This is a genomic window from Alkalimonas sp., from assembly GCF_020831925.1.
In the GTDB taxonomy this organism is placed as follows: Bacteria; Pseudomonadota; Gammaproteobacteria; order Enterobacterales; family Alteromonadaceae; genus Alkalimonas.
Window position 1 is genome coordinate 1 of sequence record NZ_JAFIFQ010000075.1, and the last position, 11809, is coordinate 11809.

The following is an 11809-nucleotide window of genomic DNA, read 5'->3' on the forward strand; positions in this document are numbered from 1 at the left end:
ACCATACTGGCGCTGTTGCCGGTGATGACCGCCAGTGGGCGCGGCGCGGATCTGATGATCCCGATGGCGATCCCAACCCTGGGCGGGATGCTGTTTGTGCTGCTCAGCGTGCTGATGGTGCCAGTGTTGTACGCTGCTGTTGAAGAGCGGCGCTTGGCTCGTGCAATGTGAGGGGGTGTTCCTTTTTAACAGCCAATAAAAAAGGCAGCTGCGATGCAGTTGCCTTTTTTGGTTAAGATGACCGAGGATTCAGAGTGGCTCTGAAGGCTGCGGCACTGTCTTAACGATTACATCACAGTGATGTTTGAAGCCTGTGGACCTTTCTGGCCAGCAGTTACGCTGAACTGAACACGTTGGCCTTCTGCCAGGGTTTTGAAGCCTGAGCTTTGGATTTCACTGAAATGAGCAAAAACGTCTGGACCTGAAGTTTGTTCGATGAAACCAAAGCCTTTCGCTTCGTTAAACCATTTGACGATGCCGGTAGTTGTATTAGACATGGTATATACCTGTATTAATTAAAAATAATGATGCCTGATGTCAGGCGATTGTGCTGTGAGAGATGTTTTAACTTATGAATACAGGAGAGTTACTAAAACGGCAATAACATTCGAGGTTTTGCATAAATAACGAACAAACTAATCAAGCAAGGCCAGTGTACAGGGTTTTAGCAGGGTGTCAAACTTTATTTCGTTTAGTTATAAAAATAATGTTTTTTATTTCTCAGCTGCCCATGGCTCTGACCGAAAAGGCGTATTCGTTCCTTCATGGATCGGGAATATAGCAGTGTTTCGTTGTCAGTTGGACGATCTTTTGGTCTACTGATGCAAATAGCAAGAAAATGACAGGAACATTCGTAATGCCTTCTTTTTCAGACGCACCGAACCTTTATGCCAGAGTTGCCGGGTTGTCCTACCTTTTTATCATTTTCCTTGGCCTGGTGGGCTATCTATTTATCAGAGAGCCGCTGTTCGTTTATGGTGATGCAGCCTTAACAGCCAGCAATATCCTGCAGGCAGAAACGAGCTGGCGGCTCAGTATTACCGGTGATGTGCTGATGCATGCGCTCGACATTCCTGTGATGGTTATTCTGTACCTCTTACTAAAGCAGGTAAGTAAACCTTTGGCCTTGCTTTCTGTGGCTTTTAATTTGGTACAAACCGCTGTGCTTGTTGCCAATAAATTGCTGCTGTTGGCACCGCTAATCATTATGAACAGTGCTTACTCTTTGTCTGCTTTTACGACCGAACAAATCCACGCTCAGGTGATGGTGCTGGCAAGTCTGCATGACTACGGCTTTGGCCTTGGGCTGATCTTCTTTGGTTTTGCCTGTCTTGGCTATGGAACGCTTATCTTTCGCTCGGGCTATTTTCCAAAATTTCTTGGGGTTTTGCTGATGGTTGCCGGTGTCAGTTATTTAACCAACAGCCTAATCTTGCTTATTGCTCCTGCGCTTTCCGCTGTGGTGTTTCCTATTCTTGTATTGTCATTTATCGCAGAACTGACCTTAGCTCTCTGGCTTATTTTTAAAGGTGTACATAAAGAGAAATGGCATATGGCTGCTACCAGAGGTAACCAAAGCATTCTTTAATTCATACATCCGATCAAACCGCATACTCGTTACCGCTGGGATCGGTAAAGTGAAAGCGGCGGCCACCTGGAAAGCTGAAGATTTCTTTCAGGATGTGGCCACCGGCACCTTTCACATCCGCTAAGCTTTGCTCCAGTTCTGCGCTGTACAGCACCACCAAAGCGCTGCCATATTCGGTTAGTGCTTTTTGCTCACTTTGGAAGTAGCCGCCATCAATGCCCGCGTTTGCAAATGCCATATACTCAGGACCATAGTCGACAAAACCCCAGCCAAACACCTGGTTAAAGAATGCCTTGGTAGCAGCCATATCACGACAGGGCAGTTCAATGTAATTGATTTTTCCGGTTTGTTTCATCGGATCTTTCTTCATAGAGTTACTCCTTTGCTGCACCAAACTGCTTTAACAACCGGTTGCGCATTGTCAAGTCAAGCTTGTTATAGCAAGAGGATAGTCAGCTTGCCACTATTGTTTTGAACGCTTCTTTGAAGCGACGAGATAGCGGTAGCTGTTGGCCGCAACTGAGATTGATGGTGCCATCCCCGCTGCTTTGGTAACTGATACTGTCAATATAGCTTAGGTTAACAGCCAGGCTGCGGTGTACCCGACAAAAGCCGGCTTGGCTGAGTTGCGCCATGGTTGCGGCCAGGGTGGCGCGCATTGGATAGATCCTGCCCTTGCTGTGCAGATTGACGTAGTTGCCATTGGCCTCCAGCCAGGCGATGTCTTCGACTCGGATCAGGTATTCTTTATCAAGTTTCTTGACCAGAAAGTAACCCGGTGCTTTGATGGAACTATCGGATGGTCTGTTGTCCTTTTGACTGCTATCTTCGCCGGCATCCTCTGTATCCAGTTGGTAAGCTTCGCCTTGCAAGCGCGAGTAAACGAAACGAGCTAGCTGATAACCACAAAGAAACACAACATAAGCCCAGACGTCTTTGCGGTATTCGTACAGCAACTCACGACTGAGCGGGCCAAACTGGTAACTGCTACCCATCCAGCTATAGATCCAATGGCGCAATAACACCATCAACCCGATGTGACTGAGTGAAAACACCACGGAAGCAGCAAGATGTTGCAACAACTGACGGATGGGAGCCCGGAATTGCAGCGGGTGATGTTTGAACCACCAAAACAGCAATGGGCTGCAGAGCAGAGTGCTGACCACACTGCTGTACTCCCAGAGCAGAGGTTGCCAGAGCAGGAGATCGCTGGCTGGATCGCGTTGATGCTCTGTCCAGATAGAGCTGACATTCACTGCCGCATTGATCGCCAAGAATAAAGAAAATAGCAGATATCCGCTTAGTGCGGGGTAGCGCTGAACCCATTGCAAAAAGGAAGCCTTACCGCTTGTCATCTGATTCCACCTGTTATCCCATTTTGCCACCCCTGGGCTGAGTGGCTGTATGACAGTCTGCGACCACCATGCATACTAGCACGAGATGTTATTTGAAATCAGGTACATCCTGGAGTATTAAAATGGAGTGGTTATGTCTGTTGCTATAAACACTATGCCTTATTCCCATCCAGCCAGACGTTATGATCTGGACTGGTTGCGCGTGCTGGCCTTTGGCTTATTGATGATGTATCACCTTGGCATGCTGTATGTAGGATCCTGGGGGTATCACTACAAAAGCCAGTACTTATCCTCCTCGCTTGAATATCTGATGCTATTGTCGTCTCCTTGGCGGATGTTTTTAATCTGGTTTATTTCCGGTTTTGCGCTGGCTGCTGTGTTGCAAAAATACCTGGGCTGGAGATCATGCTTCTTGTTCGGACTTAAGCGGACGGTGGTTTTACTGTTGCCCCTGCTGGTAGGGTTATGGCTGATTGTGCCTCCACAGCTGTATGCGGAAATGGTGCAAAAGGATGGGCTTGAACTGAGCTACTGGCAATTTTATCGTGCTTTTTTTGATTTGCAGCATCCGCTGTTTGATGATTATCAGCGTGGTGTCTGGCCTCATGTCGATGTAAATCATCTCTGGTTTTTACGCTCACTCTGGACTTTTACTTTACTGGCATTATTGGTCACACCATTATTGTTTTTAAAGCCAGTAAGAGGTTGGTTAGAGGCGCTGTTTAGTTTGCCATTGCACTGGCAATTGGTGCTCTGGAGTAGTCTGCTTCTGCTGATTCGCTACCAGTTTAGTGGTGATAGCATCCGCGAGTTGCAGGGGTTGTTATTTTTCCTGCTGGGCATGTTGGTCGTGCAGTTGCCTGTTTTTTGGCAACGACTCTCAGAAGCCCGCAGCTGGCTTGGTTGGCTCTGTGGCCTGAATTACCTGCTATTATGTGGCCTTTACTTCATCATCAACCAGACGGAGTTTCAACCTGAATTGATGCAAGGCAGATTGTTTGCGTTACGCCTGAGTTTTTCGGTGCAGGGTGTCGCAGTGACTTGCTGGTTACTGGCATTGGCTCAGTACTATCTGAATCGGCCACATCGCTATTTATCGGTTGCGAACCGAGCTGTATTTCCTTGTTACCTGCTGCATCAAACGCTGCTGATAGTGGCTGCACTCTGGCTGACCCCTTATGCACTGGGAGCCTGGCTGGAGGCTACCTTGGTGTTGTTGTTTACAGTGTTTGGTTCTTTCTGCTTCGTTTGGCTGTTTTGGCAGCTTCCCTGGTTTGCAGCCTTGGTTGGTTTAAAAACCGGTTATGAGTTCACAGCGCGGCAGCGCGCCTTTGGCTACGCACTGGGTCTGCTGCTGGTCAGCCCTTTGGCCATTACTTTATTGTTGTGATTTCCAAGTGCTGTCAGCCAGTTTGAATTGTTTGCTATGAGCTTTTAAACTAAAAGTAACCCACTAAGTGGCAATTGCTTATGACCAGGTATGAAATCGATTCATCTGAGACTCAATACCAGCCAGGCTCAAACAACACTGTATTGCGAAATAAGCTCGGTATTGTTCTTGCAGATGAAATGGATGATATTGAAGTAATACTCTTAATGCAGTTGTATGAGAAAGTTTTCAGCCCTGAAGCATCTGAGTCATTGATATTTTCCTTTGAAGATATTTCAGCATGGCACCGGCAATGGCTTGGTAATGTCTATGAATGGGCAGGAAAAATTAGAAATGTGGATATGGGTAAAGCTGGATTCCAGTTCGCTTCAGCTTTGCAAATTAGCCGGTGCCTGGATGTGTTCGAGGCTGACTATTTATCGCAATTTGACAGGTTGCCAAACTTAACGAAAGAAGAGTTAGTCTCATACGTAGCTCGAAGCCATGTCGAGTTTATTTTGATACATCCGTTCCGAGAGGGTAACGGACGAATAAGCCGATTACTTATCGACTATATGTGTCACAAAGCTGGGCTTGGTTTATTGGATTACAGCCTGTGGGATAAGCAAAAAGACTTTTATATCAAATCGATCCAGGCTGGTATTGCATGTGATTACCAGCATATGGAAAGGTTAGTGAGAGGCATAATTTAGTGGGCGAGCAATAGGGAGCTGTATTTGCGTTTGTTCGTTTTTAATTTTTTCTCAATGGATTCTACAGAAGCTCTGGTTTCAATAGCAGTTGAGCTTGCCACAGCTCTTAAGATCATGGTTTGGGTCACTTTTTTCTTTTTAACTGTCATGATGGGCTATCCAGATAAAAGCTAACTGCTATCGGCTATTTTACACCACAAGCTACCATTGTTCAATCTGATGGACTTGTGCACTACACATGCTTTAGTCACTCACTTTTGCTAAAGCAAGCATTGTCAGTACTGTCAGCCAGGGAGTATTATCTGGCCACAAAATCCAGCACGGTGGCATTGATGCAATAGCGGGGTTTGCCTCTGGGGCCGTCGTTAAACACATGCCCCAAATGAATACCGGATACGGCGGCCAGAACTTCGGTGCGGATCATGCCATGGCTGTGATCGGGCCGGGTAATCACGGCACCGTCGATGGCTTTGGTAAATGACAGCCAGCCGGTGCCGGAGTCAAAGCGATCGCGGGTATCAAACAAGGCTGCGCCGCTTAAGGCATCAATAAACTGGCCATCCGCTGTATCACGAAACAGCTCGTACTGTTGGCAAAAGGGGCGGTCAGTGCCGCTTTGAAAGGCGGTTTTAAACGCCTCGCTGTCCTGACCTAAGCTAAAGTAGCCCAGCGCCAGATAAAAATCCTTCGGGTTCATATAGCCTTGCACGCCAAAGACTTCCTGACCCTGGTCAAGGAATAACAGGGTGGGGGTGGCCCAGGTCGGGGACTTTATCGTCAGCTGGTGTAACTGCTCGGCTTGTCGCAGGTGCAATGGAATCTTGCCCTGATAATGAGCGACCACGTCGGCTTTAAATTTCTCGCAATAGGGGCAATAGCTGGCAGAGTCGATCATCACGATATGCTTGCCATTTAGCAGTAGGCTGTTATCGACTTGTGCGTTTAGTTGGAATTTGGAGCTGTCAAAACGCACTCCGGTTGCATGGTCCGGGCAATAGCCGTTCGGGTTTTTCGCCAGATAATCCTGATGATACTCCTCAGCTTCGAAAAATTGTTGCAGCGGTTGGATCTGCGTCTGAATAGCACCATAACCTGCCGCGGTGAGCAGGGGCTGATAGCGTGCCTTTACGGCCCGCGCCAGCTGCGCTTGCTGCTCACTGTTGGTCAGAATCATGGAGCGGTACTGGGTACCAATATCATTGCCTTGCCGGTTTTGCTGGGTTGGATCATGCATTTCAAAAAAGCGTTCTAACAGAGTTTGCAGGCTGATAAGGCTGGGTTGAAACTGAACCTGAACTACCTCGGCATGGTTGTTTGGGTTGTGCCGGTTGCGAGGGTGGGTAATGGCCCGGTAGCTCGGAGTCACACCTTGTCCACCAGCATACCCGGACACCACATCCAGCACCCCATCCATGGCTTCGAAGCGCTTTTCCACACCCCAAAAACAGCCTGCCCCTAATACAATCGTATCCAGCTGGCTGCTGGCCACAACCTCTGCCCTGGCCGGGCTGGCTGCAAAGCCCGCCAGCAGTGCCATCGTTAATGAAAGCCAAACAAGAGTTCGCATGCGGTGTTGCATCCGTTGGTGATTGTATAGGGGTATACGCATCAGACCAGCAAACAGAGCAATGGTTGCTGGTTTTGATGCTACTTAAAGTGGTGAACTTTGAGCTTTTTAAAGATATATGCTGAGGATGAAAGTCTTTCATCTTACGAAATGGAGGAATGGTTTTATCGCAGCAACGAAAACTGATTTCCGCCGCGATTTTGCGCATGCAACATCGATGCGGCGGCGCGCTCTATCAGCAAGGTTGCATCCTTGCCATCTTCGGGAAAGCGGCTGATACCAATACTGACTGAGGTTGCTGACGCAGGCACTGGCAAACCATTAGGCATTGCCAATTTTTGCATCAGTTTTTCTGCCACCAACACCGTATCGTAAATACGTGAGACGTCGGTGATCAACAGCAAAAACTGGTCAGATCCGAGTTGCGCCACACTATCGCATTGGCGCACTGCTGCAGTGAGTCGTGTCAGGGTCCGTTCGATCAGTTGTTCTGCCAATGCGGTTCCATGTTCATGATGAATTTTCTGAAAATGGTCCAGCTGCACAAACATAAGGGCAAAACCGCTGCGATGCCGCTCAGCATGCTTTAGCAAGAATTGCAGCAGCTGCTGCATCCGCTGGCTTGTTGGGGTATGGCAGTATTGGGTTAAGGCCTGGCGCTGCTGCAACACCATCAGCTCACTTAAGGCACGCTCTGCGGCTAATTCCGCATGTTGCAATTGCTGCTGCAATTCCTCGTAACTGAGCTGTTCTGATGCTTGGGTCTGCGACATGCTGTACTCCTTCGTTTAATCAGAAGTTTCATCAAATTTTTCGGCCGTTAATAACCCGGATAGCAATCACAACCAGGGCGATAATCAGCAATATATGGATAAAGCCGCCCATGGTGTAGGAAGACACCAGGCCAAGTGCCCAGAGAATAATCAGTAACACGATAATGGTTTCTAACATGAGTGTTCACCTTTTGGAGCTAAATGTGACTTAGTATGGGATTGTTTCGTTGCACTGTATGTACGCCAGGCAACATAAAGCATAAAAAAACCCGCCTGGTTCAGCGGGTCTGGTTGTCTTAGGGGATGGTTGTTTACACCCTGGGTTCATCCTTTGCATAGTAACTATCTACTTGCTTCGCCCAGGTTTTATCGGCCATGTTCGGCCAGTGTTTTTTGTCAAAACCCGGGGCATCGCTTAAGCGGTTTTTATCGACATTTAGCACAAACCTTTTGTTGGCGGTATCCAGTGTAAGGGCGCTCCATGGCACTGCAAACAGCTTTTCGCCCATACCAAGAAAAGAGCCAAAGGACAGCACGGCATAGCTGACCTGGCCATTGGTGACGTCCAACATGATTTCCTTGATGTCACCAAGGCTTTCTTCCTTATGGTTGTAAACATCGTTACCAACCAGAGTATCTGCGCCCATCAGGTGTGGGCCAGGGCCATCCGGGCTTTCTTTGTACATGCCCAGGGTATCACGCGTTTCATAGTTCATTTTTAGCTCCAACTGAGTGGACTTGCTGTCGAACGAAGTGTTGACGCAAGCTCGAAACCCAGCATAGTGCAACCAAGAGCTTTGCTCCGTGCGCTGGCACACGTAGTAAAAAAGTGGCCTGCGTACGATGGCGCACAGAATGTTGGATGCTGTAGGTATAGCCTGGAGGTTCACACCGAATGAGGATAGATCCATGAAACTACATCATACTTTCTACACCCTGCTGCTTGCTTTACCTTTAGTGGCAGTAACTGCCTGTGATAACAGAGCCCCCACATCGTCGACGCAACCGAAACCGATGTCAGTCGATGAGAGCCGAACTTACCGGCAAGTCGATGACAACAGTCTGAACCGTGATGTATCCAATGCGTTACAGCGTGATACTGCCTTTGCCCGCAACACTATCAAGGTGGCAGCAAATAAAGGCCATATTACCCTGACAGGGACGGTGGCCTCCATGCAAGATAAGAATCGTGCGGCCGAGATCGCGAAAGAAGTAACCGGCGTGATTGAGGTGCACAACAACCTTGAAATCAATCTGGCTACCGTTGGTTATTAAACAACAGCAAATAAAGGATCATTCACCATGAAAACCCGCAATGTGTACGCAATATTTTTTCTTAGTCTCTTTAGCTTGATGCTGTTAGGTTGTGGCGCAACTACGACCAGTGAAAGCACCGGCGAGTACATCGATGATACGGTCATCACCACCAAAGTGAAGGCCGCAATTTTTAATCATGAGTCGCTCAAAGTAAATGAAATAAGTGTTGAAACCTTTAAAGGTGAGGTGCAGCTTAGTGGCTTTGTCAGCTCAGCTTCACACATGCCGATTGCTATGCGTTTGGCCAGAGATGTAAATGGTGTGACCTCGGTAAAGAATAATATGCAGGTAAAATAGTAGCTAGACCTTCTTATGTGCGGTAACGAACAGAGTAAGCCTGAGTATCAACTATACTCATGGCTTACTTTTATTTCACATGGAAGGGGATAGCTATGTCAAAAGGAAAATCTATACAATGCTCTGAGGCTACCAACCATCATCCAAGCCAGAATTATTTTTTAGACGCGCTTTCTGATGAAATCCAGCAACGGTTGTTTCCATACATGGAGTTGGTTTCTATGCCGCTTGGAGAGGTTTTGTATGAATCCGGTGAGGTGATGCGGCATGTTTATTTTCCCACCGACTGCATTGTGTCTTTGTTGTATGTGTTGGAAAATGGCGCTCAGGCTGAAATTGCCGTGGTTGGCCATGATGGTCTGATTGGCATGTCGCTGGTGTTGGGCGGCGAAAGCACCACCAGCCGGGCTATTGTGCAAAGCGCCGGCTATGCTTATCGATTGCTGGGCCAACGATTGATTACCGAGTTTAGCCGTCACGGTGATTTACTGCATTTAACCCTTCGCTATTCCCAGGCCCTGATTACCCAGATGGCACAAACCGCAGTCTGCAATCGCCACCATAGCATCGATCAGCAGCTGTGCCGCTGGTTGTTGTTGTCGTTAGACAGGTTAAAGGATAACCACCTGGTGATGACTCAGGAGCTGATTGCCAATATGCTGGGCGTACGCCGTGAAGGGGTTACGGAAGCGGCTGGTCGCCTGCATAAAGAAGGGGTGATTGATTACAGCCGTGGCCATATTTTCGTCACCAACAGGCCAAAGTTAGAACAGCTGTGCTGCGAGTGTTATACCGTGGTGAAAGCTGAAACGGATCGTTTGCTGCCCTACCGACCCTCCAATAAATAACTCTGCCAGGCACTAAGCGTGGTCCCCTCTCGTTGAATGTATCGCCTAAGTTGTTCAGCGCACCGAGACGGGACATCACATCCATTATACTTCCTGCTCAAGGCTACAGAGCACCTGCCTTGCGCCGCTATGGTATACCAGGTGCTGAAGGCTACTCCTGTGTCTGTTCCTGCTAATCCCGTTATCACCAATCACCTGATGGAACTGATCTCTGCCAAAGAACGAGTGCTGCTTCAGCGGCACTGCGAGCAGGTGGAGTTAAAATTTGGCGTTGTGCTCTGTGAGCCTAATCAGCCTTACCGTTATTTGTACTTTCCGATGAGTGGTTTTATTTCATTGGTAACTCAGCTTGCTGGTCATAAACCGTTGGAAATGGGTTTAATTGGCAATGAAGGCATGCTGGGTGTAACCCTGGCACTTGGCGTGAGTACGGCACCGATGCAGGCCGTAGTGCAGGGCAAAGGAACAGCCTGGCGTATAGAGTTGGCAGAGCTGCAACAACTATTGCCCGAGTGTCCGCAACTCCGCTCGGTGTTGCAGCAGTATCTGTTTGTTTTAATGGCACAGTTATCGCAAAGCGCAGCTTGCATGCACTTTCACTCCTTGGAACAACGATTAGCCCGTTGGTTGCTGATGAGCCATGATCGTGCTCATAGCAATTCGTTTTACCTTACTCATCAATTCCTGGCAGATATGCTGGGGGTTCGACGCAGTGGGGTGACGGTGGCTGCAGGCGTGATGCAGCAACATCAATGGATCCGCTACAGCCGGGGCAATATTCGGCTGCTAAATCGAACCGCTATCGAAGGGCTCGCCTGCGAGTGCTATCAATGTAGCCAGGATTCGTATCGACGTTTGCTCGGAGAGCCGTTATCCGATACACCTATCCGCTTAATGGCTGAGCAAGGGACGCCATAAGTTCAGCCAAAGGCCCTGGTAAAAGATATCCCAGCCAGGCAGGGACTTGGCTTGATGCGCAATAAGGGAGTTTGGGCTGTTATCATGCCCATGCCACCAAAGAGTAACCAGTGCACCTGTCAGAGTTGCTGCGATCAAAGCTTGCGGGGAGCGCAGCCTGGCCGCAAGTTCTGACGTGATCAGGTTTGTTTGGCGTTTAAGTTGCTGCCGTTGCTGTGGCAGTTGCTGCATCAGCTGTTCGATCCGTTGATTTAACCCGGGTGCTGCCAACATTTCATAATTCCTTCTTTTCCAGAGTGATAGGGGGCGGGGGTGGTCGCAGACTTTGGATGGTAGCAGGAAAGCGCAACAGGCTGCTGTAGTAGGCGCAGCGGTTTAGCACAACCCATAAGCCAAGTGCATTGACGATCATTGCCAAGCCCAGCGATTGCCAGGCAGACAAGGTTGTTTCCTGCGCTAATAAAATAATTTGAGCCAATGCACCAAACCATAAGGTCAGCGCCAGCAATCCTGCTATCAGCCCGAACACATAGAGAGCTACCATGCTTCTGGCAACCCGCTCGCCTTCCAGCGTCAGCAGCTCGAGCTGGTCATGCAGCAATACTTTGAGCTGCAGCCACCAGCCTGACAGTTCAGCACTAAGCTCAGGCTCTGATGGAGAAACACCCGCATCAGCAGGTGTTTGGTTTGGTTTAGCTGGCATTCTTCTCACCGGCATTGCGGTTTAGCCACATGGCAAAAAGTGCGCCACTGGCCAGAGCTACCCCAAGGGATAGTAAAGGGTGATTGCGGATCTGGGCTCTGGTGCTATCAGCGAGTTGCTGTTGCAGATGCTGCAACTGAGCGCTTTTGGCCGACACAGTTTCAGAGGCCTGGTGAGCACCTTTGGTCATGGAGTCCACTGTACTGTGGGCGGTATCGGTTGCTTTTTTAATGGCTGGGCCCGAGGCATCCGAGGCACTGTCAATGGCTTTGTGAACACTGCCTGAGGCGGCATCGACACCACGGTCAAAGGTGCTTTGAACGCTATTGGTTTCTGTGGGCTTATTCATGATAACTCCGGT

The 11809-nt window shown here is 48.7% G+C and carries 18 protein-coding genes; 7 read left to right on the top strand and 11 right to left on the bottom strand.

Annotation, left to right across the window (positions count from 1 at the left end):
- Window positions 1-287 precede the first annotated feature (287 nt).
- The gene (locus tag JJU14_RS15295; protein WP_228614585.1) at window positions 288-497 is read right to left on the bottom strand and encodes a cold-shock protein; all 210 of its coding nucleotides are present in this window, start codon (window positions 495-497) and stop codon (window positions 288-290) included.
- 359 nt (window positions 498-856) lie between these two features.
- Between JJU14_RS15295 and JJU14_RS15300 the strand changes: the two genes are divergently transcribed.
- A complete protein-coding gene (locus JJU14_RS15300) occupies window positions 857-1588 on the top strand; it encodes a DUF4386 domain-containing protein (protein WP_228614586.1) in 732 nt (243 codons plus the stop codon).
- Between the two features lie 13 nt (window positions 1589-1601).
- Here the strand turns inward: JJU14_RS15300 and JJU14_RS15305 are convergent, their stop codons facing one another.
- On the bottom strand, window positions 1602-1943 hold the full coding sequence (locus JJU14_RS15305; protein WP_228614602.1) for a VOC family protein: 342 nt from the start codon (window positions 1941-1943) through the stop codon (window positions 1602-1604).
- A gap of 97 nt (window positions 1944-2040) precedes the next feature.
- A complete protein-coding gene (locus JJU14_RS15310; protein WP_228614587.1) occupies window positions 2041-2943 on the bottom strand; it encodes a LytTR family DNA-binding domain-containing protein in 903 nt (300 codons plus the stop codon).
- Window positions 2944-3076: 133 nt separating this feature from the next.
- Here JJU14_RS15310 and JJU14_RS15315 point away from each other — a divergent pair, with 133 nt between their 5' ends.
- Complete coding sequence (locus JJU14_RS15315; protein WP_228614588.1) at window positions 3077-4333, top strand: acyltransferase family protein; 1257 nt, start codon at window positions 3077-3079, stop codon at window positions 4331-4333.
- 80 nt (window positions 4334-4413) lie between these two features.
- Window positions 4414-5025, top strand: a complete 612-nt coding sequence (locus JJU14_RS15320) for a Fic family protein (RefSeq protein ID WP_228614589.1) — start codon at window positions 4414-4416, stop codon at window positions 5023-5025.
- Here JJU14_RS15320 and JJU14_RS15325 read toward each other — a convergent pair.
- From JJU14_RS15325 to JJU14_RS15345, 5 genes are all read right to left on the bottom strand, one after another.
- A complete protein-coding gene (locus JJU14_RS15325) occupies window positions 5022-5174 on the bottom strand; it encodes a hypothetical protein (protein WP_228614590.1) in 153 nt (50 codons plus the stop codon). The two genes, JJU14_RS15320 and JJU14_RS15325, sit on opposite strands and share 4 nt — an antisense overlap.
- A gap of 149 nt (window positions 5175-5323) precedes the next feature.
- Complete coding sequence (gene msrA, locus JJU14_RS15330) at window positions 5324-6592, bottom strand: peptide-methionine (S)-S-oxide reductase MsrA (protein WP_228614591.1); 1269 nt, start codon at window positions 6590-6592, stop codon at window positions 5324-5326.
- 164 nt (window positions 6593-6756) lie between these two features.
- Window positions 6757-7365: a GGDEF domain-containing protein gene (locus JJU14_RS15335; protein ID WP_228614592.1), complete on the bottom strand. Its 609-nt coding sequence runs from the start codon at window positions 7363-7365 to the stop codon at window positions 6757-6759.
- Window positions 7366-7396: 31 nt separating this feature from the next.
- Window positions 7397-7543, bottom strand: a complete 147-nt coding sequence (locus JJU14_RS15340; protein WP_228614593.1) for a lmo0937 family membrane protein — start codon at window positions 7541-7543, stop codon at window positions 7397-7399.
- A 133-nt stretch (window positions 7544-7676) separates the two neighbouring features.
- The gene (locus tag JJU14_RS15345; protein WP_228614594.1) at window positions 7677-8081 is read right to left on the bottom strand and encodes a PRC-barrel domain-containing protein; all 405 of its coding nucleotides are present in this window, start codon (window positions 8079-8081) and stop codon (window positions 7677-7679) included.
- A 193-nt stretch (window positions 8082-8274) separates the two neighbouring features.
- Here JJU14_RS15345 and JJU14_RS15350 point away from each other — a divergent pair, with 193 nt between their 5' ends.
- The 4 genes from JJU14_RS15350 (at window position 8275) to JJU14_RS15365 (ending at window position 10745) form a co-directional block, all read left to right on the top strand.
- Window positions 8275-8640 (top strand): BON domain-containing protein, encoded by a 366-nt coding sequence (locus JJU14_RS15350; protein ID WP_228614595.1) that lies wholly within the window; start codon window positions 8275-8277, stop codon window positions 8638-8640.
- A 27-nt stretch (window positions 8641-8667) separates the two neighbouring features.
- Window positions 8668-8979 carry a BON domain-containing protein gene (locus JJU14_RS15355; protein WP_228614596.1) on the top strand — a complete coding sequence of 104 codons (312 nt, stop codon included), beginning with the start codon at window positions 8668-8670 and terminating at the stop codon, window positions 8977-8979.
- Between the two features lie 95 nt (window positions 8980-9074).
- Complete coding sequence (locus JJU14_RS15360; protein WP_228614597.1) at window positions 9075-9827, top strand: Crp/Fnr family transcriptional regulator; 753 nt, start codon at window positions 9075-9077, stop codon at window positions 9825-9827.
- 159 nt (window positions 9828-9986) lie between these two features.
- The gene (locus JJU14_RS15365; protein WP_366914913.1) at window positions 9987-10745 is read left to right on the top strand and encodes a Crp/Fnr family transcriptional regulator; all 759 of its coding nucleotides are present in this window, start codon (window positions 9987-9989) and stop codon (window positions 10743-10745) included.
- Here JJU14_RS15365 and JJU14_RS15370 read toward each other — a convergent pair.
- Genes JJU14_RS15370 through JJU14_RS15380 form a run of 3 tightly spaced genes read right to left on the bottom strand, consistent with a single transcriptional unit; the run spans window position 10719 to window position 11797 of the window.
- Window positions 10719-11018: a hypothetical protein gene (locus JJU14_RS15370; protein ID WP_228614599.1), complete on the bottom strand. Its 300-nt coding sequence runs from the start codon at window positions 11016-11018 to the stop codon at window positions 10719-10721. The two genes, JJU14_RS15365 and JJU14_RS15370, sit on opposite strands and share 27 nt — an antisense overlap.
- 1 nt (window position 11019) lies before the next feature.
- The gene (locus JJU14_RS15375) at window positions 11020-11448 is read right to left on the bottom strand and encodes a hypothetical protein (protein WP_228614600.1); all 429 of its coding nucleotides are present in this window, start codon (window positions 11446-11448) and stop codon (window positions 11020-11022) included.
- Window positions 11438-11797 carry a hypothetical protein gene (locus JJU14_RS15380; protein ID WP_228614601.1) on the bottom strand — a complete coding sequence of 120 codons (360 nt, stop codon included), beginning with the start codon at window positions 11795-11797 and terminating at the stop codon, window positions 11438-11440. Before JJU14_RS15380 ends, JJU14_RS15375 begins: the two co-directional genes overlap by 11 nt.
- Window positions 11798-11809: the final 12 nt, after the last annotated feature.

What these genes read in the sequence shown, in the direction of transcription:
- JJU14_RS15295 (WP_228614585.1), bottom strand. Translation starts at nt 497, where the DNA reads ATGTCTAATACAACTACCGGCATCGTCAAATGGTTTAACGAAGCGAAA.
- JJU14_RS15300 (WP_228614586.1), top strand. Translation starts at nt 857, where the DNA reads ATGCCTTCTTTTTCAGACGCACCGAACCTTTATGCCAGAGTTGCCGGG.
- JJU14_RS15305 (WP_228614602.1), bottom strand. Translation starts at nt 1,943, where the DNA reads ATGAAACAAACCGGAAAAATCAATTACATTGAACTGCCCTGTCGTGAT.
- JJU14_RS15310 (WP_228614587.1), bottom strand. Translation starts at nt 2,943, where the DNA reads ATGACAAGCGGTAAGGCTTCCTTTTTGCAATGGGTTCAGCGCTACCCC.
- JJU14_RS15315 (WP_228614588.1), top strand. Translation starts at nt 3,077, where the DNA reads ATGTCTGTTGCTATAAACACTATGCCTTATTCCCATCCAGCCAGACGT.
- JJU14_RS15320 (WP_228614589.1), top strand. Translation starts at nt 4,414, where the DNA reads ATGACCAGGTATGAAATCGATTCATCTGAGACTCAATACCAGCCAGGC.
- JJU14_RS15325 (WP_228614590.1), bottom strand. Translation starts at nt 5,174, where the DNA reads ATGACAGTTAAAAAGAAAAAAGTGACCCAAACCATGATCTTAAGAGCT.
- msrA (WP_228614591.1), bottom strand. Translation starts at nt 6,592, where the DNA reads ATGCGAACTCTTGTTTGGCTTTCATTAACGATGGCACTGCTGGCGGGC.
- JJU14_RS15335 (WP_228614592.1), bottom strand. Translation starts at nt 7,365, where the DNA reads ATGTCGCAGACCCAAGCATCAGAACAGCTCAGTTACGAGGAATTGCAG.
- JJU14_RS15340 (WP_228614593.1), bottom strand. Translation starts at nt 7,543, where the DNA reads ATGTTAGAAACCATTATCGTGTTACTGATTATTCTCTGGGCACTTGGC.
- JJU14_RS15345 (WP_228614594.1), bottom strand. Translation starts at nt 8,081, where the DNA reads ATGAACTATGAAACGCGTGATACCCTGGGCATGTACAAAGAAAGCCCG.
- JJU14_RS15350 (WP_228614595.1), top strand. Translation starts at nt 8,275, where the DNA reads ATGAAACTACATCATACTTTCTACACCCTGCTGCTTGCTTTACCTTTA.
- JJU14_RS15355 (WP_228614596.1), top strand. Translation starts at nt 8,668, where the DNA reads ATGAAAACCCGCAATGTGTACGCAATATTTTTTCTTAGTCTCTTTAGC.
- JJU14_RS15360 (WP_228614597.1), top strand. Translation starts at nt 9,075, where the DNA reads ATGTCAAAAGGAAAATCTATACAATGCTCTGAGGCTACCAACCATCAT.
- JJU14_RS15370 (WP_228614599.1), bottom strand. Translation starts at nt 11,018, where the DNA reads ATGTTGGCAGCACCCGGGTTAAATCAACGGATCGAACAGCTGATGCAG.
- JJU14_RS15375 (WP_228614600.1), bottom strand. Translation starts at nt 11,448, where the DNA reads ATGCCAGCTAAACCAAACCAAACACCTGCTGATGCGGGTGTTTCTCCA.
- JJU14_RS15380 (WP_228614601.1), bottom strand. Translation starts at nt 11,797, where the DNA reads ATGAATAAGCCCACAGAAACCAATAGCGTTCAAAGCACCTTTGACCGT.